Source organism: Xanthomonas sp. XNM01 (assembly GCF_014851915.1).
In the GTDB taxonomy this organism is placed as follows: domain Bacteria; phylum Pseudomonadota; class Gammaproteobacteria; order Xanthomonadales; family Xanthomonadaceae; genus Pseudoxanthomonas.
This window is the reverse complement of sequence record NZ_JACVAP010000001.1, coordinates 443,042-467,682: the sequence shown is the minus strand read 5'-3', so window position 1 is coordinate 467,682 and position 24,641 is coordinate 443,042. Positions and strand designations below refer to the sequence as shown.

The window sequence follows — 24,641 nt, the reverse complement described above, 5'->3', positions numbered from 1 at the left end:
TCGCAACGACAGCATCGGCGGGCGAAACACCGCGGACGCCCGCACTACGGCGCGCTCACTGCACACGTGTCCTCCTGATCTGCCCTACCCGGGGCCTGGGGCAGCGCCTAGAATGCACCCCATGCATGCCCCGACCTTCACTGCCCGCACCCTCGCCGAACGCTTTTCCCTGCAGCTGCAGGGCGATGGCGACACGCCGGTTGCGGGCGTCGCCACGCTGGCCAACGCAGGTCCGGCCCAGCTCGCATTCCTGGCCAACCCGCGCTATCGCTCGCAGCTCGACGCGACCCAGGCCGGCGTGGTCGTGGTGCGCGCGGATGACGCCGCGTCCGTGCGCGGCACCGCACTGATCGCACGCGATCCGTACGTGGCTTTCGCCCGCATCGGCGCGCTGTTCGAGCGTGTGCCGGCACGTGCGCCCGGCATCCACCCCAGCGCCGCGATCGATCCGTCCGCCGAGGTCTCGCCGGACGCGCACATCGGCCCGTTCGTCAGCATCGGTGCGCGCAGCCGCATCGGCGCCGGCTGCGTGGTCGGCCCGCACTGCACGATCGGCGAGGACTGCGCGCTCGATGCCGGGTGCGAGCTGCAGGCCCGCGTCACCCTGGTCGCGCGCGTGCGCCTGGGCAAGCGGGTGCGGATCCTGCCAGGCGCGGTGCTCGGCGCCGCCGGTTTCGGCCTGGCGATGGACGCCGGCCAGTGGGTCAACGTGCCCCAGCTCGGTGGCGTGGTGGTCGGCGACGACTGCGAGATCGGCGCCAACAGCTGCATCGACCGCGGCGCGCTCGACGACACCGTCCTCGAGGAGGACGTCCGCATCGACAACCTGGTCCAGATCGGCCACAACGTGCGCATCGGCGCCCATACCGCGATGGCCGGCTGCTCGGCCGCCGCCGGCAGCGCGAAGATCGGCCGCTACTGCCTGATCGGCGGCGCGGCCGGCGTGCTCGGCCATCTGGAGATCTGCGACAAGGTGATGATCACCGCGATGTCGCTGGTCACCCACTCCATCCACACGCCGGGCGAGTACTCGTCCGGAACGCCCCTCACCGACAACCGGACCTGGCGCAGGAATGCCGCCCGGTTCAAGCAGCTGGATGCGCTGGCGCGCCGCGTCAACGCCTCCCACCAGGACAGATCCGAATGAACGATACCGTGCAGTTGCCCATCGACGTCACCACCATCCAGACCCTGATTCCCCACCGCTACCCGTTCCTGCTGGTGGACCGCGTGGTGGAGCTGGACATCGAAGGCAAGCGCATCGTCGCGCACAAGAACGTCACCATCAACGAGCCGTTCTTCCAGGGGCATTTCCCGACCCAGCCGATCATGCCCGGCGTGCTGATCATCGAGGCGCTGGCCCAGGCCGGCGGCGTGCTGACCCAGCTGAGCCTGGGTCGCGACGCGCAGTCCAAGCTGTTCTACATGGTCAAGGTGGACAACGCGCGCTTCAGCAAGCAGGTCGTCCCGGGCGACGTGCTGGAGCTGCACGTGCAGGTCAAGCGCGTGATCCGCAACATGGCCGTCTACTACGGCGAGGCCAAGGTGGCCGGCGAGATCGTCGCCTGCGCCGAAGTGCTGTGCGCCGGTACCCGCGAGTAACAGGAAGGAGGCCGCGATGAGCGACACCGCCCCGTTGATCCACCCCACCGCCGTGATCGATCCCGGCGCGCGCCTCGGCAGCGGCGTGCGCGTGGGCGCGTTCACCCTGATCGGCCCGGACGTGGAGATCGGCGACGACTGCGAGATCGGCCCGCACTGCAGTTTCCAAGGCCCGACCAGGATCGGCCGCGGCAACCGGTTCATCGGCCATGTCGCCGTCGGCGGCGAGCCGCAGGACAAGAAGTACGCCGGCGAGCGCACCGAGCTGGTGATCGGCGACGACAACGTGTTCCGCGAGTTCGTCACCCTCAACCGCGGCACCGGCAACGGCGGCGGCATCACCCGCATCGGCAACGGCAACTGGATGCTGGCCTACACCCACGTGGCGCACGACTGCATCGTCGGCGACCACTGCGTGTTCTCCAACAACACCACCCTGGCCGGCCACGTCACCGTGGGCGACTACGTGATCATCAGCGGCTTCGCCGGCGCGCACCAGTTCTGCCGGATCGGCGCGCATGCGTTCCTGGCGATGGGCGCGCTGGCCAACGGCGACGTGCCGCCCTACACCATGGTCGGTGGCAATTCGCTGGGCCGGCCGCGCGGCATCAACAGCGAAGGCCTGAAGCGCCGCGGCTTCGATGCCGAGCGCATCACCCTGATCAAGCGCGCCTACCGCACCCTGTTCGTCGCCGGCCTGCCGCTGGCCGAGGCCAAGGCACAGCTGGTCGAGCAGGCCAAGGGCAGCGCCGACGTGCAGCTGCTGGTCGACTTCCTCGACGGCGGCGAAAGGCCCCTGCTGCGGTGAGCGCGGTGCTGCACCCGGGCCACGTCGACGGTTCGCCCAGGATCCTGCTCGTCGCCGGCGAAGCCTCAGGCGACGCGCTCGGTGCGGGCCTGATCGCCGAGCTGCGCACCCGTTTTCCCGATGCGCGGTTCGCCGGCATCGGCGGCGACGCGATGCGCAATGCCGGTTGCGAAACCTGGCACGACGCCAGCGAGCTGTCGGTGATGGGCCTGGTCGAGGTGCTGCGGCACCTGCCGCGCCTGCTGAAGCTGCGTCGCGAGTTCCGCGAGCGCGGCCTGGCTTGGCGCCCGGACGTGGTGATCGGCATCGACGCGCCGGACTTCAACCTCGGCGTCGAGCGCTGGTTCAAGCAGCGCGGCATCCGCACCGTGCACTACGTCAGCCCGTCGGTCTGGGCCTGGCGCGAGAAGCGCGCGGAGAAGATCGGCGAAAGTGCCGACCGCGTGCTGTGCCTGTTCCCGATGGAGCCGCCGATCTATGCACGGCACGGCATCGACGCCCGCTTCGTCGGCCACCCGATGGCCGATGCGATGCCGATGCATCCCGATCGCGCCGCCGCGCGCGCGCGCCTGGGCCTGAGCGACGCCGCGCCGGTGCTGGCGGTGCTGCCGGGCAGCCGGCTGGGCGAGATCGACAAGCTCGGCGAAACCTTCTTCGAAGCCGCCTGGCAGGTCTCCGAGACCCTGCCCGCACTGCAGGTCGTGGTCCCGGCCGCCAATGCGGCCTGCCGTGCCCTGCTGCAGGCGCAGCTGTCGCGCTCGGCGCTGCCGGCGATGCACTCGCACCTGCTCGATGGGCAGGCGCGCGATGCGCTCGCCGCCGCAGACGTGGTCCTGCTGGCCTCCGGTACCGCCACCCTGGAGACGATGCTGTCCAAGCGGCCGATGGTGGTGGGTTACCGGATCTCGCCACTCACCTACCGGATCGTGCGGGCGCTGAAGCTGCTCAAGGTGCAGCGCTACTCGCTGCCCAACGTGCTCGCCGGCGAGGAACTGGTGCCCGAGCTGATCCAGGACGCCTGCACGCCCGAGCGCCTGGCCGCCGCGGTGCTGCGCTGGTTCGGCGACCGTGCGGCGGTCGAGGCGCTGCAGCCGCGCTTCGAGGAACTGCACGCGCTGCTGCGCCAGGACGCCTCCGCGCGCGCCGCCGATGCCATCGCCGGGCTGCCCGGCCTGGGTCCGGCCGCGTCATGAACGCACGCGCCCGACGCGGTCGCAGTGGCGGGGCCGGCATCGACCTGTTCCCGCTGGCCCGCGACCGCCTGCTGACCGCCGGCGTCGACGAGGCCGGCCGCGGCCCGCTGGCCGGGCCGGTCGCAGTGGCCGCGGTGATCCTGGACCCGGCCCGGCCGATCGACGGCCTGGACGATTCCAAGCGTCTGACCGAGGCCCGACGCGAGGCGCTGTATCCGCTCATCCGCGAACGTGCGCTGGCCTGGCACATCGAACTGGTGGCGGTGGACGAGATCGACCGGCTCAACATCCTGCAGGCCACGCTGGAAGGCATGCGCCGCTCGATCGCGGCGCTGCAGCCGCGCGCCGAGCTGGTCCGGATCGATGGCAACGCGGTGCCGCGCGGACTGGCCTGCGCCGCCGAAGCCGTGGTCGGTGGCGATGCGCTGGTGCCGGCGATCATGGCCGCCTCGATCCTGGCCAAGGTCGCCCGCGACCGCTACATGGCCGAGCTGCACGCGGTGCATCCGCATTACGGCTTCGACGCGCACAAGGGCTATCCCACCCCCGCACACCTGGCGGCGCTCGATCAGCATGGCCCCTGCGCGCACCACCGCCGCAGCTTCGCTCCGGTGCGTAGTGCCTGGGAGCGGCTGGCCGCCGTCCCCGCCTGACGGACGCCAGGAACCGCACCAGCGGACATCCGCGCCGCTCGCACCGGCCAGGCCCGCCGTCCATCGTCCCGTGACGCCGAGCGTCGCAGGCATTCGCACCGCGCCACGACTGGACGCGGGTCGGCGCCCGGAATCGGGACGCGCAGGCCGGCGAGACGCGACCGTCGCGCCAACGCCCGCCTGCCGCCAGCACCGTGACCCGTCACCGTCGGTCCCGCCGTCGCGCGGATCCAGCCGTCTCATCCCGAGGGTCGCGGCACGGCGAGCGCCCCGCGTGGCGCGCGCACCGGAGAACCACACACTCGGCATGTCCATGGCGACAGCCGGCGGCCGCCGGCCCCACCGACCGGCCCGACCAGGCCCTGGGCGCGGGTCCGCCTGCGCGGGCCCGCCGGAGGCCCCGAAAACGCGAAAGCCCGCCTTCCGGCGGGCTTCCACTGCAGGCATCACGCCCGGCGAGACTCAGTGGTGGTGACCACCGTCGCCGTGCACGTGGCCGTGCTCGACTTCCTCGGCCGCGGCTTCACGCACTTCGATGATCTCCACGTCGAAGTGCAGGTCCTTGCCGGCCATCGGGTGGTTCAGGTCGACGTCGACCACGCTGTGGCCGACCTTCTGCACGGTGACCGCGCGCGGGCCGAAGTTGGTCTGCAGCACGACCTGCATGCCCGGCTGCAGGCGGGTCTCGCCGAAGTGCTTCTTCGGGATGCGCTGGGTCATGCCCTCGCGGCGCTCGCCGTAGGCATCGGCGGCCGACACGTCGACGCCGAAGCTGTCGCCGGCCTGCTTGTCCTGCATCGCGTTTTCCAGCCCCGGGATGATGTTGCCGTGGCCGATCAGGATCGCCAGCGGATCACGGTCCTTCGAGCTTTCGATCGGCTCCTGGCCGACCTCGGAAACGGTGTAGTGGAAGCGGACGACGCGGTCTTTTTCGATCTTCATGCGCAACTCGGTCTGGCTGCCTGACGCGGCAGCGGGTGGGCGGCTTGTCTGCCGCAGGGTACTACGGCGATGATGGCCGCCGTGACGATGACCCCGCATTATCCCGGCTCGCCCGCGCCCATGCCAGTTTCGCGCCTGCTCGTCGCAGCGCTGCTGCTGCCTCTGCTTGCCGCCTGCGGCCGCGAGGCGGTGCGCTCCACGCCACCGGCCGCCGGCTCGACCCGCGACTGGCCGACGGTCACCCCGGCCGATCCGGCCGCCGCCAATGCGGTGACCCTGCGTGCGATCAGTCTGGTCGGCACGCCCTACCGCTACGGCGGCAACACGCCCGATACCGGCTTCGACTGCAGCGGCCTGGTCAACTACGTGTTCCGGGACATGCTCGACCTGCGCCTGCCGCGCAGTTCCGGTGACCTGGCCAAGGCGCAGGGACCAAAGATCGCGCCCGAGCGGCTGGCGGCCGGCGACCTGGTGTTCTTCGCCGACCGCGGCGTGGTGTACCACGTGGGCATCTATGTCGGCGAGGGCCGCTTCGTGCATGCCCCCAGCACCGGCGGCAGCGTCCGCCTGGACCGGCTGGACGGCCATTACTGGCGCGACCACTACAGTGGCGCGAAACGTGTTCTGCTCTGAAAGCGGACAGCGGTCACATCGGGATTTACCAAAAATTAACTTTTTTTGAACATGGTGGTCACCGGGACGGGGCATCATCGCCCATCGCTTTTTCCTGTGTGACCGCCGCGTGACGACCGACGACCTGACGCCAGGCCTGCCTGCCATCGCCCCGCCCCGCCTCCATCGGGCAAAACGCTTCCTGCTTCTGCCGCTGCTGGTCTCCTGCGCACTGCCTGCGCTGGCCGCACCGGAACCCGCTCCGGTTGTTCCCGAGGCGATCGAACTGCAGCAGCAACCGGCCCCCAGCATCGATCTCCCGCTGGCCCCGCCCACCACCGCCACGGCGGCATCCGCCGCTCCGGCCACCCCGACCTCCCACGCCAGCGCTGCGGCACCGCAGCCGGCCGCTGCCACCGGCTCCCCCCTGCGTCGCAAGGCCGACGCCGCCGCGACGGCCACCCTGGCCGCACTGCTGCCGCACCTGGCCGGCAACGACGCCCTCCCGCTGCTGGACCGCTCGGCCATGTTCGCCGGCGACATCAGCCGCCTGATCAACGCCTACGAACTCGGCCAGGGCGCCGAGGGCCGCGCCCAGCAGGGTGCAGCGGCTTCGCAGGCGGTCACCGACAACCGCGTGCAGCAGGTACTCAAGGGCGCCATGTCGCTGGTCGGCACTCCCTACCGCTGGGGCGGCACCTCGCCGGACACCGGCTTCGACTGCAGCGGCCTGGTCGGCTACGTGTTCCGCAACGTGCTCGGCGTGGAGTTGCCGCGCGTCTCGCGCGAGATCGCCGGCATCGGCGAGGGCGAGCTGATCAAGGACCGCAACGCGCTGAGCCCCGGCGACCTGGTGTTCTTCGGCATGCGCGGCCGCATCAACCACGTCGGCATCTATGTCGGCGAGGGCCAGTTCCTGCACGCGCCCAGCCGCGGCAAGGACGTGCGTGTGGACAGCATGACCGGCGGCTACTGGGGCACCCGCTTCATGCAGGCGCGCCGGATCGACATCTGATCCACCCCGCCAACGACGCATCCAGGGCCGCCTTCGGGCGGCCTTGTCGTTTCCGGGTGCCGGGCCGTGGCACGCGCCATGCCGCGCAGCAGCGTGACCATCCCCTGCCGCTGCGGCATGGTCGCCGCTACCCGATGCGGGAGGGGAACCGCCGATGCAGGCTTCGTTGCTGACCAACGCGCTGCTGCCGCTGGCGCTGGGCGTGATCATGTTCGGGCTCGGGCTGGGCCTGACCACCGAAGACTTCCGCCGCGTCGCGCGCTACCCGCGCGCGGTGCTGACGGGCCTGGGTCTGCAGATCCTGGTGCTGCCCTGGGCGGCGTTCGCGCTGGCCCTGGCGTTCCGCCTTCCGGCCGAACTGGCCGTGGGCCTGATGCTGCTGGCGGCCTCGCCCGGCGGCGCCACCGCCAACATCTACAGCCATCTCGCGCGTGGCGACGTGGCGCTCAACATCACCCTGACCGCGATCAACAGCGCGCTGTGCCTGCTGACCCTGCCCCTGATCCTGAACCTGGCGCTCGAGCATTTCCTCGGCGCCGGCCAGTACGTGCCGCCACCGACCCGCAAGGTGATCGAGGTGGCAGTGATCATCGTGCTGCCGGTGGCGCTAGGCATGCTGGTGCGCGCCCGTGCACCGGGCTTCGCCGCGCGCGCCGAGAAGCCGCTGCGGCTGCTGTCGGTGCTGGTGCTGGCGCTGCTGATCGTGGCCGCGGTCGCGCAGGAATGGCGCACGCTGGCATCGCACCTGGCGGTGGTCGGGCTGGCCTGCCTGCTGTTCAACCTGGTCAGCATGGGCGCCGGCTATGCCGCTCCGCTGGCACTGCGGCTTCCACGCCGGCAGGCGGTGGCGATCGCGATGGAGATCGGCATCCACAACGGCACGCTGGCGATCTTCATCGCGCTCAACGTGCTGGGCAACGCGGCGATGTCGGTGCCCGCGGCGGTCTACAGCCTGCTGATGTTCTTCACCGCCGCCGCCTTCGCCTGGTGGGCGGCGCGTCGGCCGGCGTCGGAATGAGCGGCGCAGCGGCCGCTCAGGCGACGGTATCCTTGCCGGGGGAGGCGCTGTCCGCCGTCCCGTCGTCGATGCCGACGTTGCTGGAGGCGCGCTGGTAGACCTGCGTGTCGAGCAGGCCGGTCTCCTTGGCGACCAGCACCGGCACCAGCATCTGCCCGGTCACGTTGGTCATGGTGCGCATCATGTCGAGCACGCGGTCGATCGCCACCAGCAGGCCGATGCCTTCCAGCGGCAGGCCGGCCGCGCTCAGCACCACGGTCACCATCACCACCGCCGTGCCCGGTACGCCGGCGGTGCCGAAGCTGCCCAGCACCGAGGCCAGCAGGATCACGAAGTACTGGTCGACCGACAGGTCCAGGCCGAAGTACTGGGCGACGAACACGCTGGTCAGGGCCGGGAAGATCGCCCCGCAGCCGTCCATCTTGATGCTGGCGCCCAGCGGCACCGCGAACGCGGCGTAGTTCCGGTCCACGCCCAGGTTGTGGGTGACGCTGCGGATCGCCACCGGCATCGAGGCGAAGCTGGACGAACTGACGAACGCGACCTGCATGCCGGCCGCGGCGCCGCGGAAGAACTTCAGCGGATTGAGGCCGTGCGCCAGCAGCAGGCCGCCGTAGACCACCACGATCTGCAGTGCGCAGGCCAGGTACAGCGCGAACACGAAGGTGCCCAGCGGCAGCAGCTTCTCGAAGCCGTAGCTGCCGACCAGGCCGGCGATCAGGCCGAAGGTGCCCAGCGGGGTCATCTCCAGCACGAAGCGGGTGACCTGGATCATCGTGTCGCTGGCCTCGGTGGCCAGCGCGCGCAGCCTGGCCGCACGCTCACCCAGCTTGACCAGGGCGAAGCCGACCAGGCCGGCGAAGAAGATCACCTGCAGGATCCTGCCATCGGCCAGGGCAGCGAACGGATTGGCAGGCACCACGTCCAGCAGCACCTGGACCGGGCCTGGCACCTCGCGCGGGACGAAGTCCGCCGCCATCTCCAGCCCGCTGATGCCGTGCCCGGGCTTGAGCACCAGGCCGACCGACAGGCCCACGCCCACCGCCAGCGCCGCGGTGGCCGCGAACCACAGGAAGGTGCGCCCGCCCAGCGCCGCCACCGACTGCTGGCCATGCAGCGAGGCGACCGCGTTGATCACCGCGAACAGCACCAGCGGCACCGCGATCATCTTGATCAGGGTCACGTACAGCGTGCCCAGCGGCCCGAACCAGGTCTGCGCCGCCGGCCCCATCGCCCAGCCCGCCAGCGCGCCCAGCACGAAACCGGCGAGCACGCGCTGCCAGAACGGAATGGCCAACCAGGCCGACACGAGCTTCATCCGCAACCACCTGAACCGGGTAACGGCGCACGATAGCCCAGCCGGGCGATGCTGGCGACGGCGCTGGTGGAACGCCGGTGTGTCATCGATACGACACCCGTGAACCGTCATACTTCACGCCCCTCCCGCATGCCCCGCGCTGCAGGCGAGCGCGGCGATGGCCGCACCGCCGCTGCATGACCGCCTGCGGCCCGGATCACCAGCTGGAAGCCCGATGCGCCGTTTCAACTCCGCCCTGCCCCTGACCGCGCTGTGCGCGGCCCTGACCACCCTGGTCGGCTGCTCCGCCACCCCTGCCCGTCCCGTCGCCGCCGGCATCGCCGTCGAGGTGCCGGCCGTGGCCCACCCGGCCGGCGAAACCCCCGAATGGTGGTACCGCAGCGGCGCGGCGCGCGCCGCCGCCAACGGCGCGATGGACGGCAAGGCGAAGAACGTGATCCTGTTCCTCGGCGACGGCATGAGCCTGACCACGGTCGCCGCCGCCCGCATCCTGCAGGGCCAGCGCAGCGGCAACCCCGGCGAGGAGAACCTGCTGAGCTGGGAGCATTTCCCGCAGACCGCATTCAGCAAGACCTACAACACCGACGCACAGACGCCCGACTCGGCCGGCACGATGAGCGCGATCACCACCGGCGTGAAGACCCACATGGGCGCGATCGGCGTGTCCGCCGGCAACCGCCTGGACTGCGCCGACAGCCTGGGCAAGCACCGCCTGACCTGGCTGCAGCTGGCCGACCGCGCCGGCATGGCCACCGGCATCGTCAGCACCGCGCGCCTGACCCACGCCACCCCGGCGGCGACCTACACCCACGTGCCCAACCGCAACTGGGAGAACGACACCGACCTGCCGCCGGAAGCAGTGGCGCAGGGCTGCCGCGACATCGCCAGCCAGCTGGTCACCGCCGACTACGGCCGCGGCCCGCTGGTGATGCTGGGCGGTGGTCGTGGCGAGTTCACCACCGTCGAGCAGCGCGATCCCGAGTACGACGACAAGGTCGGCCAGCGCCTGGACGGCCGCGACCTGATCGCCGAATGGAAAGCCCTGCATCCGCAGGGCGCCTACGTGTGGAACCGCGAGCAGCTGCAGGCCGCGGCCGACGCGCCGGCGATCTTCGGCCTGTTCGAGCCGGACCACATGCAGTTCGAGCACGAGCGCGACACCGCCGCCGAACCGAGCCTGGCCGAGCTGACCCGCACCGCGATCGCGCGCCTGTCGCGCGAACCGAACGGCTACGTGCTGATGATCGAAGGCGCGCGCATCGACCACGCCAACCACTACGGCAACGCCTACCGTGCGCTGGACGAGACCGTGACGATGTCCGATGCGGTCCAGGCCGCGATCGACGCGACCTCGGCCGACGACACCCTGATCGTGGTCACCGCCGACCACTCGCACACGCTGAACTTCGTCGGCTACCCGGTGCGCGGCAACGCGATCCTGGGCAAGGTCCGCGGCGGCAGCGGCGAGGACGGCGACCCCAACAGCTACGCCCGCGACGCCAGCGGCCTGCCCTACACCACGCTGAGCTACGCCAACGGCCCCGGCCACACCGGCGCGAGCAACCGCCAGCCGGCCGGCCCGAAGCGCTTCCTGCACAGCCCCAGCAACATCGAGCCGGCCGACGGCCGCCCGAACCTGACCGACATCGACACCGAGCATCCGGACTACCTGCAGGAGGCGCTGGTGCCGATGGGTTCGGAGTCGCATGGCGGCGAGGACGTCGGCATCTGGGCGCGCGGCCCGGGCAGCAGTGCGATCCGTGGCACGGTCGAGCAGAACGCGATCTACCATTTCATCGTCCAGTCCACGCCCCGCCTGCGGCAGACCCTGTGCGAAGCCGGTACCTGCGACGCCAACGGCGTGCCGGTCGAGCTGCCAAAGCCAACGGAGTTCATGAAGCGCTGAGCGACGTCGGGATGCGATGACGGCGCACCGCCGTCACCGCATGCCCTGCTGCAGGCACGCCTTGGTCTGTGGCCTGGGGGGGTTCGAAGCGCCACCGCGCTGCAGCCGCGGCGACAGGACGGAAAGCACGGGCTGCAGCAGGTGCGCTCCGTCAGTCCCCGCTGTTGGCAGGGGCCAGCGCTCCGGTTCGCGTCTCTGCCCGGCCCAGCGTTGCAGCCGGACAGCTCCGGCTCCGAATCCGGCCAGGCCGCAGGCGCGGCATGGAAGGCAGCAACAGACGCCGCGTCCGCGTCATCGCGCAGCTGGCCTGCCTGCATCCGCCGATCCGCCCTGCGCCGCGATGCCGATACCCTGACGCAGCATCCAGCACGCACGTTGATCCGCGGGTCGCGCTCGCGCCCGTCAGGACAGAACATCCCGGGATCAGGCTGGATCACTGCGATCCTGATCGGCGCGGTGGCTCACGGCGTGACCATCGCCACCTGCCTGCGGACGCGGTATCGCAGGCGCCGCGCAACCCGGCGCGAAGCAGTGAAATGGACGCAGGATCCGCAACGGATCAGCGGCCGCGTGACTCTGGGCCCACCCGCGCAGGGCGACGGGCAGACTGAAGAACGGCACCACGCCCGCATCCCTCCAGCCCGTCGCGCGGCAGCAGCCCGCTGCGCGGACGGGGACGCACTCAGAACGGCTTGGCCAGCACCAGCCAGATCACGCCAACCAGCAGCAGCACCGGGATCTCGTTGAAGAAGCGCAGCGCACGCGCCGACGGCAGCGTGCGGCCCTTGTCGATGCCTTTCAGCCAGCGCCCGGCCACGATGTAGTGGGCGAGCATCAGCGCCACCAGGGTCAGCTTGGCGTGGACCCAGCCCGCGCCCTGGCCCATGCCGAAATGCAGCCACAGCGCCAACCCGAGCAGCACCGCCAGCCCGAGCATCATGTGGCCGAAGCCATACAGACGCCGTCCCATCAGCAGCAGGCGTGCCCGCACCTCCGGATGCGCGCCGGCCTCGACGACGTTGACCAGGATCCGCGGCAGGTAGAACACCGCCGCCATCCAGGCGATGACGAACAACAGGTGGAAGGTCTTGACCCAGAGATACATGCGCGGCGTGCTCCACGGCTGGCGAGGCGTTCCCGGATTTTCTGCCATGGCCGCTACGCGTGTCCAACCGCTGGCGCACAGCGCCCCGGAATGTGAGCATGGCGCCCCGCTCCACACCCCGCGTCATGCCGATGAAGACCTACGACCGCGACTATTTCGACCACTGGTACCGCGACCAGGCCCTGCACGATCCGCAGCGGCTGGCACGCAAGGTCGCATTGGCGGTATCGGTGGCCGAGCACCATCTGGAACGCCCGGTCCGCACGGTGCTGGACATCGGTTGTGGCGAGGGTGCCTGGCGCGCACCACTGCTGAAGCTGCGGCCGAAACTGCAGTACATGGGCTTCGACAGCAGCGAATACGCGATCGCCCGCCATGGTGCGCGCCGCAACCTGCACTACGCCCGCTTCGGCGATTTCGAGTACCTGCGCCCCAGCGCCCCGGTCGACCTGCTGGTCTGTGCCGACGTGCTGCACTATCTGCCCTCGCGCGAACTCGGACGCGGCCTGCGTGGACTGGCCGAGCTGTGCGGTGGCGTCGCCTTCCTGGAGACCTTCGCCGCCGAGGACGAGTTCGAAGGCGACACGGTGGATTTCCAGGCACGGCCGGCCCGCTGGTACCGGCGGCGACTGCAGGCGGAAGGTTTCACCCCGGTGGGCTCGCATTGCTGGCTGGCGCCGGCGCTGGCGGACACGGCCTCGGCGCTCGAGCGCGGCTGAGCCGGCCTTCTCGCACCAGCGGGCGGCGCGTTGCTGTTGCTGTTGCTGTTGCTGTTGCTGTTGCTGCGATCCTGCTCTGCCTGTGCTTTGGCTTTGACCTTGGCTTTGGCTGTTGATCTACCCGAGCCGTAAAGCGGGCCGAGCATCGCAGCGGCGATGGGGGCGAAGAGGCCCACGTGTCTGAGCGCAGCGAGTTGTGGGCCGTCCCCCAGCGACGCGAGAAGCGCAGGGAACCGATTCGGCGAAGCCGGATCGGATCGCGTCCGGCGACGGCGGTTTTGCTTACTTTTGCCAAGACAAAAGTAAGCCGCGCAACAGCGCGGAAGCCGTTGCCCTGAAGCCTGGCCTCGGCCGTTGCCGTTGCCGTTGCCGTTGCCGTTCAGCCAGTCACAGGCGAGGCAGAAGCTGAAGCAACAGCAGAGCTTTCGCTCTACCCGCTGCGCGGGCGGGAGCGAGTCACTTTTCTTTGCTTGTGCAAAGAAAAGTAACCAAAAGAAAGCACAGCCGGTCCGCGAGCCGGCGCGGCTGTGCCACGCCGGTGCCTGCGCTCCCCGAAAAGGGGGGCCTCTCTCGCGCTGGCGGGGCCGGCCCACAACTCGCTGCGCTCAGACACGTGGGTCTCTTCGCCCCCGCCATCGCTGCGATGCTCGGCTCGCTTCACGGCACTGAGGGTCAGGAGCAAACAGCGGAACAAGAGCCCAGGCGCAAGCAACAGCAACAGCAACAGCAACAGCCGAAAGTCGAAGGCGGAAGGCGGAAGGCGGAAAGCGGAAAGCGGAAAGCGGAAAGCGGAAAGCGGAAAGGATGGCATCACCCACGACAATGGCACCGCCAGTGCCTGTCGATATTCCGTGCGAAGAACCGCCGCAACGGCTGCAGCTGGAAAAGGCGCAGGTACGAAAGGCGCAATCGATCAGCGAGGCTGCCGCTGCGCCCACTCCTGCACGATGGCGGCGATCGCCGCCACGCCATCGGTCAACGCCGCCGGCCCCGGCTGCAGGATCAACGGCGACTTGATCTCGTGCAGCTCGCCATCGCGCACCGCAGGGATCGCATCCCAGCCCGGCCGTGCGGCCACCTGCTCCGGGCGGAACTTCTTGCCGCACCACGAGCCGAGGATGATGTCCGGCGCGCGCGCGATCACCGGGTCGCCATCGGCCAGGATCCGCGCCTTCGCCAGGGGTTCGGCCGACAGTTCGGGGAATACATCGTCGCCACCGGCGATCCGCACCAGCTCGGCCACCCACTGGATGCCGGTGATGATCGGCGTGTCCCATTCCTCGAAGTACACCCGGGGTCGCCGGGCCAGTGTCGCCGCGTCGGCGGCGATCGCGTCGAGGTTGCGCTGCAGGCTGTCGGCATACGCCTCGGCACGCGCGGCCACGCCGACCAGCGCGCCGAGGCGGCGGATGTAGTCGAGGATGCCGTCGACGCTGCGATGGTTGGCGATCCAGACCTCGACACCACGCCTGACCAGCCCGGCGGCGATGTCGGCCTGGATGTCGGAGAAACCGATCGCCATGTCCGGGCGCAGCGCCAGGATCGCGTCGATCTTGGCGCTGGTGAAGGCGCTGACCTTGGGCTTCTCGCGACGCACCTGCGGCGGCCGCACAGTGAAGCCGGAGATGCCGACGATGCGGTCCTGTTCGCCGAGCGCATACAGGGTCTCGGTCGGTTCCTCGGTCAGGCAGACGATGCGGCGCGGGCCCATGCTCAGGTCTCCAGGCGACGACGGAAGTAGACCACGCGCTCGGTTTCCTCGAAGCCGCAGGCCACATGCGCGGCCTGGCTGCCGGTGTTGTCCAGCGCGGTGTCCGAGGCGAGCTCGCTGCAGCCCCGCGCGCGCGACCAGTCCACGACCGCCTGGACCAGCGCACGGCCGACCCCGTGCCCGCGCCAGGCCGGCTCCACGTACCAGCCCTCGAGAAAGCCGACCGGCGAGCTGCCGGTGCCGTTGACGTAGCCGTGCCGCAGTGTCGCCTCTGCCAGGCCGATCGCGGCGCCGGTGTCGTCGAATGCGAGAAAGGCGACAGCGTCGTCGCCATCGGGCGCATCGAGCTCGGCACGATGCGCCGCGGCGGTGGCATCCGGCCAGAGCGCAGCGCGCAGCGTGGCCCGGGCGTCGAGGTCGGCCCGGGTCGCCGTCGCGATGCGCCAGGCCAGGGTCACGGATACAGCATCCACTTCACCCAGGTGCCGCCGGCATCGCGCTCGTAGCGCCAGCGCTCGTGCAGGCGGAAGCCCGCGCCGTACCAGAACTCGAACGCGGCCGGCACCACGCGGTAGCCGCTCCAGCCCGGCGGACGTGGCACGTCGCGGCCGGCATATTCGGCCTCGACCTCGGCGATGCGCTGCTCGAAGGCGTCGCGCGATGCCAGCCGGGTCGACTGCGCCGACGCCCAGGCACCGATCTGGCTCATCCGCGGGCGGCTGGCGAAGTACGCGTCGGCCTCGGCCGCATCGACCTGTTCGACCGCGCCTTCGACCCGCACCTGGATACCGGCCTCGCGCAGCCGGCGCCACAGGAACAGCAGCGCCGCATGCGGGTTCTCCGCCAGCTCACGGCCCTTCTGGCTGGCCAGGTGGGTGTAGAACACGAAGCCGCGCGCATCGAACGACTTCAACAGCACCGTCCGGGCCGAGGGAACGCCGCCGGCTGTGGCGGTCGCGACGGTCATCGCGTTCGGATCCGGGTCGATCCCCGCGGAGGCTTCCTCAAACAGCGTGGCGAAGGTCGCCAGCGCCTCGGCGTACAGGTCGGTCATGTGCGTTCCACGGACGGAAGAAGGCCGCTATTGTCGCGCGATGCACACCTCGCCGCAGCACGGGTATCCCGCCGATCTGGTCCAGGCACTGCTGGCACGGACGATGGCCCGTCACCGGCCTGGCGCGTCGCCGCGCGTGCTGGGAATCAGCGGCCTGCAGGGCAGCGGCAAATCGACCCTGGCAGCGCAACTGGTGGCTGCCGCCGGTGCCCGCGGACTGAACGCGGCATCCCTGTCGATCGACGATGTCTACCTGACCCGCGCCGAACGCCAGCGTCTCGCCCGCGAGGTCCATCCGCTGCTGGCCACGCGCGGCCCGCCCGGCACCCACGACGTGGCGCTGGCGCTGACCTTGTTCGATGCGCTGGCGGCGGGCGGACCGGCGCGGCTGCCACGCTTCGACAAGCTCGGCGACGATCGCCTGCCGGCCGCGCACTGGCAGCAGGTTCCGGCCGGCCTGGACCTGCTGGTATTCGAGGGCTGGTGCATCGGCACGCCGGCCCAGGAGGTCGCCACGCTGGCCACGCCACTGAATGCCCTGGAGCGCGACGAAGACCCCGATGGCCGCTGGCGCCACTGGTGCAACGCCGCGCTGGCCCGCGACTACCCGGCACTGTGGCGGCGCATCGACCATCTGGTGTTCCTGCAGCCGCCGGATTTCGAGACCGTCCACGCCTGGCGCTGGCAGCAGGAGCAGGCGTTGCAGGCACTCGAGCCCCGGCGCACGTCGATGGACCGCAAGCAGCTGGCGCGCTTCATCCAGCATTACGAGCGGATCAGCCGGCAGGCCATCGCCTGCCTGCCGGAGCGCGCCGACAGCGTGGTCCGCCTCGATGCGGCGCGCCGCGTGTGCGAGGTCCGCCTCGGCGGCGATACCGCGGGCAGCACCGGTACGACGCGCGGCGATCACGCCATCGAGCCGGATACCGGCAGCTGACCTCGCGCCCCGCGGGTCTGCGGTGACCGAGTGGCAGGAACGGCGGATGCCGCACGCTGGGAACCAGCGGGTGTACGCGGGCCCACACCGGGAACGCACCAGCCGCCAACGGCCCGCGGCGCGTGCATGCGATCGCAAGCGGTCATACGTCGCGGCCTGCACGAGGTCGGGAACGCCGCGGGCCTCGATCACGTGCGGGTCCGTCGCGATGCTTTCGCGGGCAACGAACGCCGCGCGTCGAGTGCCGCGAAAGCCCTCGCAACACGCTTCTGCGACGGTCGGGGCCGCGCGGCTGCGTGCTAGCATCGCGCGATGGACCCCGCCCCCAATCTGGTGCTGGTTGGCCCGATGGGCGCCGGCAAGACTTCCATCGGCCGCCGTGTCGCCGACCGCTTCGGCCTGCAGTTCGTCGATGCCGACCACCACATCGAACAGCAGTACGGTGCGCCGATCTCGGTGATCTTCGAGCACGTCGGCGAAGCCGGCTTCCGCGAGCGCGAGCGACAGGCGCTGGTCGAGCTGCTCGCAAGACAGGGTCAGCTGGTCGCCACCGGCGGCGGCGCGGTGCTCGATGCCGGGAACCGGCAGGTCATGCGCGAGCGCGGCTTCGTCGTCTACCTGACCGCCGGCATCGAGGCCCAGCTGCGCCGGCTGGCACGCGACCGCTCGCGCCCGCTGCTGCAGCAGGGCGACCGCGAGCAGGTGCTGCGCGACCTGGCCGCGCACCGCGCGCCGCTGTACCGCGAGGTCGCCGATCTGGTCATGGACACCGACGGCCTCACCGCCAGCGAAGCCGCCGGCCGCCTCGGCGTGCGCCTGGCGCAGCACTGGCACATCACCGGAATCAACGCATGAGCGAGACCCGCACCGTCCGTGTGGACGGCGACACCCCCTATCTGATCGACATCGGCCCGGGACTGCTGCAGGGCGATGGCCCGGCACGACATGCGCGCGGGCGCCATGCGCTGCTGGTCAGCGACAGCCACGTCGCGCCGCTGTACGCGGTGGCGGTGGAGTCGGCGCTGCGCAGCGCGCATCCGCAGCTCAAGCTCGCCACCCACGTGCTGCCGGCAGGCGAAGCCTCCAAGACCCTGGCCAGTTTCGGCGGCGTGATCGAGGCGCTGGCCGCGCTCGGCGCGACCCGCGATGCCACGGTCTACGCGCTCGGCGGCGGCGTGGTCGGCGACCTGGCCGGCTTCGCCGCCGCCTGCTGGATGCGCGGCGTGGACTGCGTGCAGCTGCCGACCACCCTGCTGGCGATGGTCGACTCCTCGGTCGGCGGCAAGACCGCGGTGGACATTCCGCAGGGCAAGAACCTGGTCGGCGCGTTCCACCCGCCGCGTGCGGTGATCGCCGACACCTCGGCCCTGCGCACCCTGCCCCCGCGCGAGCTGCGTGCCGGCCTGGCCGAAGTCATCAAGTACGGCGCGCTCGGCGATCCGCTGTTCTTCCAGTGGCTGGAGGCCGAGCGCCACGCGCTGCTCGCCGGCGACGACCGGGCCCTGGCCGAGGCGATCGCGCGCAGCTGCGCGCACAAGGCGGCGATCGTCGCGCGCGACCCGCTGGAGAAGGGCGAACGCGCGCTGCTGAACCTGGGCCACACCTTCGGGCATGCGATCGAAGCCGAACAGGGCTTCGCCAGCGCCGACGGCGAGGCGCTCAACCACGGCGAAGCGGTCGCGGTCGGCATGGTGCTGGCCGCCCGCATGTCCGCGGCGCTGGGCATGGCGCCGGACGAGGATGCGGACCGGCTGGAAGCGCTGCTGGCGGCGTTCGAGTTGCCGACGCGCATTCCGGCCGGGCTCGCGCCCCAGGCCCTGCTCGAACGCATGCGTCTGGACAAGAAGAACCTGGCCGGCCGGCTGCGGCTGGTGCTGTGGCGCGGCATCGGACGCGCCGAGGTGGTGCCGGACGTGGACGAAGCGGCAGTGCTGGGGATCCTCGCCCGCGGCTGAGCGGGCCCTGCATGCGGCCGCCGCTGCCAGGCGCTGGACGTCGCGGCGGCAGCTGGGGCGAACTGCCCACGGGCCGCATCCCGCGCAGCCGGCTACAATTGCGGGCATGCGCATTTTCCTGCAGCAAAGCCCGCCCCCCGGCGAAGCGCCCCGTTACCTGCGACTGACCCTGCAGCCCGACCTGTTCGGCGGCTGGGAACTGCTGCGCGAAAGCGGCCAGGTCGGCGGGCGGCAGCAGCTGCGCCGCGATCTGTACCTGCTGCAGACCGAGGCGGTGGCCGCGTTCGACAAGGCGCGCGACACCCATCTCAAGCGCGGCTTCGCCGCGGTTCCGGCCGACGACGCCGGCGACGCGGGCTGACGCCCGCCATCCGCATTCCCGATCCACTTCTCCAGGTAGGCACCGTGTCCTCGACGCCGACGACTCCCCTCGCCAACGACCGCCTGCTGCGCGCACTGCGCCGCCAGCCCGTGGACCGCACCCCCATCTGGCTGATGCGCCAGGCCGGCCGTTACCTGCCGGAGTATCGCGCCAGCCGCGCCGCCGCCGGCAGTTTCCTGGCGATGGCCAAGAGCCCCGAGCTGGCCTGCGAGGTCACCCTGCAGCCGCTGCGCCGCTACGACCTGGACGCGGCGATCCTGTTCTCCGACATCCTGACCGTGCCCGATGCGATGGGCCTGGGCCTGTACTTCGCCGAGGGCGAAGGCCCGAAGTTCGAGCGCACCGTGCGCAGCGCCGACGACGTCGCGCGCCTGGTCCGCCCGGACATGGAAACCGAACTGCGCTACGTGATGGACGCGGTGCGCGTGATCCGCCGCGAACTCGACGGCAAGGTGCCCCTGATCGGCTTCACCGGCAGCCCGTGGACGCTGGCCTGCTACATGGTCGAAGGCGGTGGCAGCAAGGACTATGCGCGGATCAAGGCGATGGCGCTGAATGCGCCCGAGGTGCTGCACGCCCTGCTGTCGGTCGTCACCGATACCGTGATCGCCTACCTGGCCGCGCAGCGCGCGGCCGGCGCACAGGCGCTGCAGGTATTCGACACCTGGGGCGGCGTGCTGTCGCCGGCGATGTACCGCACGTTCTCGCTGCCGTACATGCAGCGGATCGCGCGCGAACTGGACCGCGGCGAAGGCGATGCACGCACCCCGCTGATCCTGTTCGGCAAGGGCAATGCCGCGCACCTGGAAGCGCTGGCCGACACCGGCACCGATGCGGTCGGCGTGGACTGGCTGGTCGAGCTGTCCGAGGCCGCGCGCCGCACCGGCGGTCGCGTCGCGCTGCAGGGCAACCTGGATCCGGCGACGTTGTACGGCAGCCCCGAGGCGATCGCCCGCGAGGCCGCACGCGTGCTCGACAGCTATGCCGAGGGCAACGGCGGCTCGCGCGACGGCCACGTGTTCAACCTCGGCCACGGCATGTCGCCGGACATGAATCCCGACCACGTCGCCGCGCTGGTCGAAGCCGTGCACCGGCACAGCGCACGCTGACCGCGCAGGCCGGTCGCGGGCCGGATCAGCCGATGCGGGAACGGACGCCGCCACGCGACCGGCGTGGCATCGGGCCGCCGCGACCGGCTGGCTCCACCGGCGGATACTCGATGCGGATTTCGCGCATCTGCGGCGGCACGGCCAGGTCGATCGCCTCCGGCGCGACGCAGCCCGGATAGACCGCCTCGTTGAGCGCGGCGGCCAATGCCGCCGCGTCGTCCTGCAGCGACGCATCGACCAGGATCCGGTCCGGATGCAGCTGCGCCTGCACGCGACCATCGCGCGAAGTCGCGGTGGCCAGCGCGGCCGGATCGTGTCCGGGCGCGTCCGCATAGGCGATCCGCTCGCCCAGCCAGCATCCTCCGGTGTGCGCGATCCGCAGCCGCGCCGCCAGACCGGCGGCGAACGCGCGCACCTGGCCGAGCAGGTGGTCGGTGGACATGCCGGTGCCCGAGGCGCTGGCACGGATCTTCACCAGATAGAGTTGCTGCGCGAACAGCACCATCGCCGACGCGGTCCGGTCATCGGGATAGCGCAGGTCGAGCTGCCAGGCATCGCCGCGCGCGTCAAGCGCGACAGGCGACAGCGTGCCGAGCTCGACCGCTCGCCCGCCAGCGACCGCTGCCTGGCCGATGCCCTCCCGCTCGTCCTGCGCGATGCGCGCCAGCCCATCTGCGTCGAGCGGGCCGACCGGGTAGACGTAGACATCCAGCCAGGGCCCTTTGCGGTTGTCGTAATAGCGGACCGATACGCCTGCCGCCTGTGGTGTGTAGCGCTGCTCGTCCGCCGCCTGCCAGCGCCCCACCTGCAGCGGGTAGAGCACGCGCGACTGCGTGAGCAGACCGCCCAGCAGCGGCGGCATCGTCTCCGCCGCCGGTGCGGCGACGGACGCCACCAGCGCGCACACCAGCAACGGCAGCCTGCGACACCAGCCACGCCCCGGACGCGGGCCGGCCCGCTCCAGCCGTGGTGCGGTCACGGCTCCGCGGTTTCCGGCAGCACCGCGTCGATGGCGTTGGCCAGCATCTCGCCCGTCACCGGCTTGCGCAGGAACCCGTCGAAGCCGGCCGCCCGTGCCTGCTGCTCGGCATCGGCATCGGCACGCGCGGTCACCGCGACCAGCGGCTGGGCGAAGCCCTGCATCCGCAGCTGCCGGGCCAGCGACAGGCCATCCATGCCGGGCAGGTCCAGATCGAGCAGGGCCAGGTCGAACCGGGCCACCGCGACATCACCCAGTGCCGCCAGGCTGTGCGCGGCATGCGCGACCCGGTGACCCTGCCCGCGCAGCAGGCTGGCGATCACCTCGGCCACGGTCGGGTCGTCCTCGACCAGCAGCAGATCCAGCTGCCGGAGCCGGCGGCGCTGCAGGGACTGGCGAGACGCCTCCTGGATCGCGGCGCCGGCCGGCAGCGGCAGGCCGACGGTGAAGGTCGCACCCTGCCCGGGCGCGCTGTCGACCACGATGTGGCCGCCCATCGCCACCGCCAGTTCCTGGCAGATCGCCAGGCCCAGGCCACTGCCGCCGTAGCGGGTGGTGGTGCGTGCGCCGTCGGCCTGCTCGAACCGGCGGAACAGCCGCAGCCGCTGTTCCTCGCTCAGGCCCGGGCCGGTATCACGGACCACGAACTGCACGACGCCGTCCTGCGCCTGCCCGACCCGCAGCGACACGTCGCCCTGGTCGGTGAACTTGACCGCATTGCCGAGCAGATTGAGCAGGATCTGGCGGATGCGGACCGGGTCGCCATGCACCGACTGCGGCGCGTCCGCGTCGATCTCCAGGCCGAACACCAGCCCGCGCTGTTCGGCGACCGGCGCCATCAGCGTGGCCACGTCGTGGACCAGCGCGCGCAGGTCGAAATCCTGCAGGTCCAGCTCCAGCTTGCCGGCCTCGATCCGGGCCAGGTCGAGCGCATCGTTGACCAGCCGCATCAGATGCTCGCCGGCGCGTCGGATCGCATCGACGTAGCCGCGCTGGCGTGGATCCAGGCGCGTCTCCAGCAGCAGTTCGCTCATGCCGAGCACGCCGGTCATCGGCGTGCGCACCTCATGGCCCAGGGTGGCCAGGAAACGGCTCTTGGCCAGCGAGGCCTGTTCGGCCACCTCGCGCTTGTGGATCGCCAGCTGCCACTGGCTGCGGCGCCGCACCCGGCGCCGGTACGCATACGCCCCCCAGACCAGGGCCAGCAGCGCAACCAGCGCGAACAGCGCCAGTCCCCAGCCGGTGCGCCACCATGGCGGCGGCACAGTGAACTCCAGCGCCTGGGCCGGCGACCACGCATGACCGGCGGCCATGGCCTGCATCAGCAGCCGGTAGTCACCCGGCGGCAGCTGCGAGAACGTACGCTCGCCGTGGTTCTCGGCATCCACCCAGTCCTGGTCGAAGCCCAGCAGCTTGAAGCGATAGCGGTTGGTGTCGGGATCCTCGAAGTCCAGCAGCCGCGCCGTCACGTGCAGGTCGTGGTCATCGGCCAGCAGCGAGAAACCGCCGGTGACCGGCAGGTCGACCTGGGTCTCGCCGCGCCGCACATGCACCATGTCGACCACCAGCGGCGGCTCGCGACGGATCGGATCGGGGCGGTGCGTGTCGAGCAGCAGCACGTTCGCATCGTTGGTGCTGGCCACCAGCACCCCCGATGGCGTGATCACCAGCGCGCGATCGACGAACTCCTGGCTGGGCAGCCCCTCGCGCACGCCGAAGGACCGCACTTGGGCCTTGTCGCCGCCGCGTGGCGCCTCGATCCGGAACAGGCCGCGGCGGGTGGCCAGCCAGACCCTGTGCTGCGCGTCGACCGCCAATCCGGTCGATTCGATCGCGGGGATGCCATCGCCCGGGCCGAGCGTCAGGGCCTGCTGCCAGCGATCCCCGCGCAGCTCCCAGGCTTCCAGGCCGCCCAGCCGATGCAGCCACAGCCAGCGGGGGCCATCGAAGGCGATGTCCAGTACGGTCTGGTCGCCGAACTCGGACAGCGACAGCATCCGGCCGGCCGTTGCGTCCCAGCGCTGCAGGCCGCTGCGGGAGGCGATCCAGGGGTGTCCGTCGGGCCCCAGCACCACCCGGGTGAGGTCCGCATTGGCGAGTCCGTGCCCGCTGTCGATGGTCAGATCGTCGATCCACCGCCCGTCTTCGGGCGAACGGCGCTGCAGCCCATAGCCAGTGAGCGTGATCCAGATCGTCCCGTCCGACGCCTGCAGCAATCGCTCGATGACGCCGGTGCGCGACAACGCACCCGCGACCGAGCCCCTGCCCACCTGCATCAGCACCCGTCCGTCCCGATCGAACAGATACAGGCCATCGTTGCTGCCTGCCCAGAGGCGCTGTTGCCGGTCTTCCATCAGCGCGTGCCAACGGTACTTTTCCTGGGGAGGCCGATCGAAGGGGAAGGACCGCACCTCCGCGGTGCGGGTGTCCACACGCTCGATGACGCCATCGCTGCTGGCCAGCCACACGTGATCCTGACCGGAGACACCCATCCCACGGTACAGCCCCCCCCGCAGGCCCTGGGCCGCACCGAGCACGGCCGCGCGCTGCCAGTCCGAGCGCAGATAGCCCAGACCCTTGGAGGGCAGACCGACCCAGAGGCTGCCGTCCTCCTGCAGCAACACGGCCTGGACGACATTGGTGGTGCCGACCGCCTTGGCGTCGTGCAGCACGGCCACCGGCGCCTGCCCGCCCGCCACGCGCCAGAGGCCGATACGCGTCGCCATCCAGTAGGCATCGCCATCGCCGGCCATCCCTGCCACCGTGTTGGAGCCCCTGAAGAACAATGCCCAGTCGGGCGTCAGCCAGCGGCCGTCATCGCCCAGGCGGTGCAGTCCACTGGTCGAGCCGATCCAGGTGCTGTCGCCTTCGCGCCAGAGAGAAACGATTCTTGCAAGGCCCGGGGGGCCGGGCAGCGCCAGGGATTGCAGCCGGCCATTCCGCTCGACCAGCAGGCCGTTGAAGGTACCTACCACCGCCTGGCCCTTGCTGTCGAAGACCAGCGCAAGGATCGCGCGGTCCAGCGCCGCATCCGCCTCGGGCTCGTCGGCGCGGACGCGATGGACGCGCTCTTCCGCATCGATCCGGTAGAGGCCGCCACCGAAGGTGCCGAACCAGATCTCGTCGCCGCGGTCGGCGATGGCGAACACCTCGTCGCTCTCCAGTTCGGGATGATCGACCGCGCGGAAATGCCGGAACCCCTTGCGGTCCCCGTCCATCACGCTCAGCCCGCCGCCTTCGGCCGCCACCCAGATCCGGTTGCGCGCATCGATGTGCAGCACCTGCAGGACGTTGCCCAGCAGCGAGGCGGGATCCTGCGGATCGTGCTGCCAGACCCGGAATCCGACGCCGTCGTAGCGCGCCAGACCATCCCAGGTCGCGGCCCAGACATAGCCGTCGTGGTCGCGCGCCAGGGCCGGCACCGTCGTCGCCGGCAGGCCCTGGGCGGGGCCGAGCACCCGGAACCGCGGCATCTCGGGCACGCTGGCCATCGCCCCACCGGCCAGCAGCAGGGCCACCAGCACTCCCAGCATCCGCGCGATCGCGCTCCTCATCGGTTCCGTCCTGAATCGCCCCAGGCTGAATCGTCGCAACGGTTCGTTGCAGGCGCAAGCCGCGTCGAT

At 70.9% G+C, this 24,641-nt stretch carries 22 protein-coding genes and 1 pseudogene; 15 read left to right on the top strand and 8 right to left on the bottom strand.

Going from position 1 to position 24,641, the window contains the following annotated elements; all coding sequences use genetic code 11:
• The first annotated feature begins 121 nt into the window (after positions 1-121).
• The 5 genes and pseudogenes from lpxD to rnhB all read left to right on the top strand — a co-directional run bounded on the left by lpxD (position 122) and on the right by rnhB (position 4,256).
• Positions 122-1,147, top strand: coding sequence for a UDP-3-O-(3-hydroxymyristoyl)glucosamine N-acyltransferase (gene lpxD / locus IB242_RS02040; RefSeq protein WP_192275527.1), 1,026 nt, complete (start codon positions 122-124; stop codon positions 1,145-1,147).
• Positions 1,144-1,602 (top strand): 3-hydroxyacyl-ACP dehydratase FabZ, encoded by a 459-nt coding sequence (gene fabZ, locus IB242_RS02035; RefSeq protein WP_192275526.1) that lies wholly within the window; start codon positions 1,144-1,146, stop codon positions 1,600-1,602. The genes lpxD and fabZ overlap by 4 nt, the downstream gene beginning before the upstream one ends.
• Before the next feature lie 16 nt (positions 1,603-1,618).
• The gene (lpxA, locus tag IB242_RS02030) at positions 1,619-2,410 is read left to right on the top strand and encodes an acyl-ACP--UDP-N-acetylglucosamine O-acyltransferase (protein ID WP_192275525.1); all 792 of its coding nucleotides are present in this window, start codon (positions 1,619-1,621) and stop codon (positions 2,408-2,410) included.
• A 35-nt stretch (positions 2,411-2,445) separates the two neighbouring features.
• A pseudogene (gene lpxB / locus IB242_RS02025) lies at positions 2,446-3,603 on the top strand (lipid-A-disaccharide synthase); the annotation flags it as partial.
• Complete coding sequence (gene rnhB, locus IB242_RS02020) at positions 3,600-4,256, top strand: ribonuclease HII (protein WP_192275523.1); 657 nt, start codon at positions 3,600-3,602, stop codon at positions 4,254-4,256. The pseudogene lpxB and the gene rnhB, both read left to right, overlap by 4 nt.
• Before the next feature lie 462 nt (positions 4,257-4,718).
• Here the strand turns inward: rnhB and IB242_RS02015 are convergent, their stop codons facing one another.
• Positions 4,719-5,198 carry a peptidylprolyl isomerase gene (locus IB242_RS02015; RefSeq protein WP_192275522.1) on the bottom strand — a complete coding sequence of 160 codons (480 nt, stop codon included), beginning with the start codon at positions 5,196-5,198 and terminating at the stop codon, positions 4,719-4,721.
• Positions 5,199-5,318: 120 nt separating this feature from the next.
• On the opposite strand from IB242_RS02015, the gene IB242_RS02010 reads away from it, so the two are divergent.
• From IB242_RS02010 to IB242_RS02000, 3 genes are all read left to right on the top strand, one after another.
• Entirely contained in the window at positions 5,319-5,831 is a 513-nt protein-coding gene (locus IB242_RS02010; RefSeq protein ID WP_225539950.1) for a C40 family peptidase, read from the top strand.
• A 289-nt stretch (positions 5,832-6,120) separates the two neighbouring features.
• Positions 6,121-6,825: a C40 family peptidase gene (locus IB242_RS02005; RefSeq protein WP_343237097.1), complete on the top strand. Its 705-nt coding sequence runs from the start codon at positions 6,121-6,123 to the stop codon at positions 6,823-6,825.
• Between the two features lie 154 nt (positions 6,826-6,979).
• Positions 6,980-7,843: a bile acid:sodium symporter family protein gene (locus tag IB242_RS02000; RefSeq protein WP_192275519.1), complete on the top strand. Its 864-nt coding sequence runs from the start codon at positions 6,980-6,982 to the stop codon at positions 7,841-7,843.
• 16 nt (positions 7,844-7,859) lie between these two features.
• Here IB242_RS02000 and IB242_RS01995 read toward each other — a convergent pair whose 3' ends face one another.
• Positions 7,860-9,161: a dicarboxylate/amino acid:cation symporter gene (locus IB242_RS01995; protein ID WP_192275518.1), complete on the bottom strand. Its 1,302-nt coding sequence runs from the start codon at positions 9,159-9,161 to the stop codon at positions 7,860-7,862.
• Between the two features lie 214 nt (positions 9,162-9,375).
• Between IB242_RS01995 and IB242_RS01990 the strand changes: the two genes are divergently transcribed.
• Complete coding sequence (locus IB242_RS01990; RefSeq protein ID WP_192275517.1) at positions 9,376-11,067, top strand: alkaline phosphatase; 1,692 nt, start codon at positions 9,376-9,378, stop codon at positions 11,065-11,067.
• A 682-nt stretch (positions 11,068-11,749) separates the two neighbouring features.
• Here the strand turns inward: IB242_RS01990 and IB242_RS01985 are convergent.
• Positions 11,750-12,172 (bottom strand): CopD family protein, encoded by a 423-nt coding sequence (locus tag IB242_RS01985; RefSeq protein ID WP_192275516.1) that lies wholly within the window; start codon positions 12,170-12,172, stop codon positions 11,750-11,752.
• A 98-nt stretch (positions 12,173-12,270) separates the two neighbouring features.
• Here IB242_RS01985 and IB242_RS01980 point away from each other — a divergent pair, with 98 nt between their 5' ends.
• Positions 12,271-12,891 (top strand): class I SAM-dependent methyltransferase, encoded by a 621-nt coding sequence (locus tag IB242_RS01980; protein ID WP_225539948.1) that lies wholly within the window; start codon positions 12,271-12,273, stop codon positions 12,889-12,891.
• Positions 12,892-13,804: 913 nt separating this feature from the next.
• Here the strand turns inward: IB242_RS01980 and IB242_RS01975 are convergent.
• From IB242_RS01975 to pdxH, 3 genes are read right to left on the bottom strand one after another with little or no spacing between them, the layout of a single operon-like run.
• Positions 13,805-14,602 (bottom strand): ABC transporter substrate-binding protein, encoded by a 798-nt coding sequence (locus IB242_RS01975; RefSeq protein WP_192275515.1) that lies wholly within the window; start codon positions 14,600-14,602, stop codon positions 13,805-13,807.
• A 2-nt stretch (positions 14,603-14,604) separates the two neighbouring features.
• Positions 14,605-15,060, bottom strand: coding sequence for an aminoglycoside 6'-N-acetyltransferase (gene aac(6'), locus IB242_RS01970; RefSeq protein WP_343237068.1), 456 nt, complete (start codon positions 15,058-15,060; stop codon positions 14,605-14,607).
• Positions 15,057-15,656, bottom strand: a complete 600-nt coding sequence (gene pdxH, locus IB242_RS01965) for a pyridoxamine 5'-phosphate oxidase (protein WP_192275514.1) — start codon at positions 15,654-15,656, stop codon at positions 15,057-15,059. Before pdxH ends, aac(6') begins: the two co-directional genes overlap by 4 nt.
• Before the next feature lie 103 nt (positions 15,657-15,759).
• Here pdxH and IB242_RS01960 point away from each other — a divergent pair, with 103 nt between their 5' ends.
• The 5 genes from IB242_RS01960 to hemE all read left to right on the top strand — a co-directional run bounded on the left by IB242_RS01960 (position 15,760) and on the right by hemE (position 20,039).
• Positions 15,760-16,593: a kinase gene (locus IB242_RS01960; RefSeq protein ID WP_225540126.1), complete on the top strand. Its 834-nt coding sequence runs from the start codon at positions 15,760-15,762 to the stop codon at positions 16,591-16,593.
• Between the two features lie 312 nt (positions 16,594-16,905).
• Entirely contained in the window at positions 16,906-17,448 is a 543-nt protein-coding gene (locus IB242_RS01955) for a shikimate kinase (RefSeq protein ID WP_192275513.1), read from the top strand.
• Positions 17,445-18,548: a 3-dehydroquinate synthase gene (aroB, locus tag IB242_RS01950; protein WP_192275512.1), complete on the top strand. Its 1,104-nt coding sequence runs from the start codon at positions 17,445-17,447 to the stop codon at positions 18,546-18,548. Before IB242_RS01955 ends, aroB begins: the two co-directional genes overlap by 4 nt.
• 106 nt (positions 18,549-18,654) lie before the next feature.
• Positions 18,655-18,909, top strand: coding sequence for a WGR domain-containing protein (locus tag IB242_RS01945; RefSeq protein ID WP_192275511.1), 255 nt, complete (start codon positions 18,655-18,657; stop codon positions 18,907-18,909).
• A 44-nt stretch (positions 18,910-18,953) separates the two neighbouring features.
• Positions 18,954-20,039: a uroporphyrinogen decarboxylase gene (gene hemE, locus IB242_RS01940; protein WP_192275510.1), complete on the top strand. Its 1,086-nt coding sequence runs from the start codon at positions 18,954-18,956 to the stop codon at positions 20,037-20,039.
• 25 nt (positions 20,040-20,064) lie between these two features.
• Here the strand turns inward: hemE and IB242_RS01935 are convergent, their stop codons facing one another.
• Both IB242_RS01935 and IB242_RS01930 read right to left on the bottom strand, forming a co-directional pair.
• Positions 20,065-21,018: a hypothetical protein gene (locus IB242_RS01935; RefSeq protein ID WP_192275509.1), complete on the bottom strand. Its 954-nt coding sequence runs from the start codon at positions 21,016-21,018 to the stop codon at positions 20,065-20,067.
• The gene (locus tag IB242_RS01930; protein WP_225539946.1) at positions 21,015-24,572 is read right to left on the bottom strand and encodes an ATP-binding protein; all 3,558 of its coding nucleotides are present in this window, start codon (positions 24,570-24,572) and stop codon (positions 21,015-21,017) included. The genes IB242_RS01935 and IB242_RS01930 overlap by 4 nt, the downstream gene beginning before the upstream one ends.
• Between the last annotated feature and the right edge of the window lie 69 nt (positions 24,573-24,641).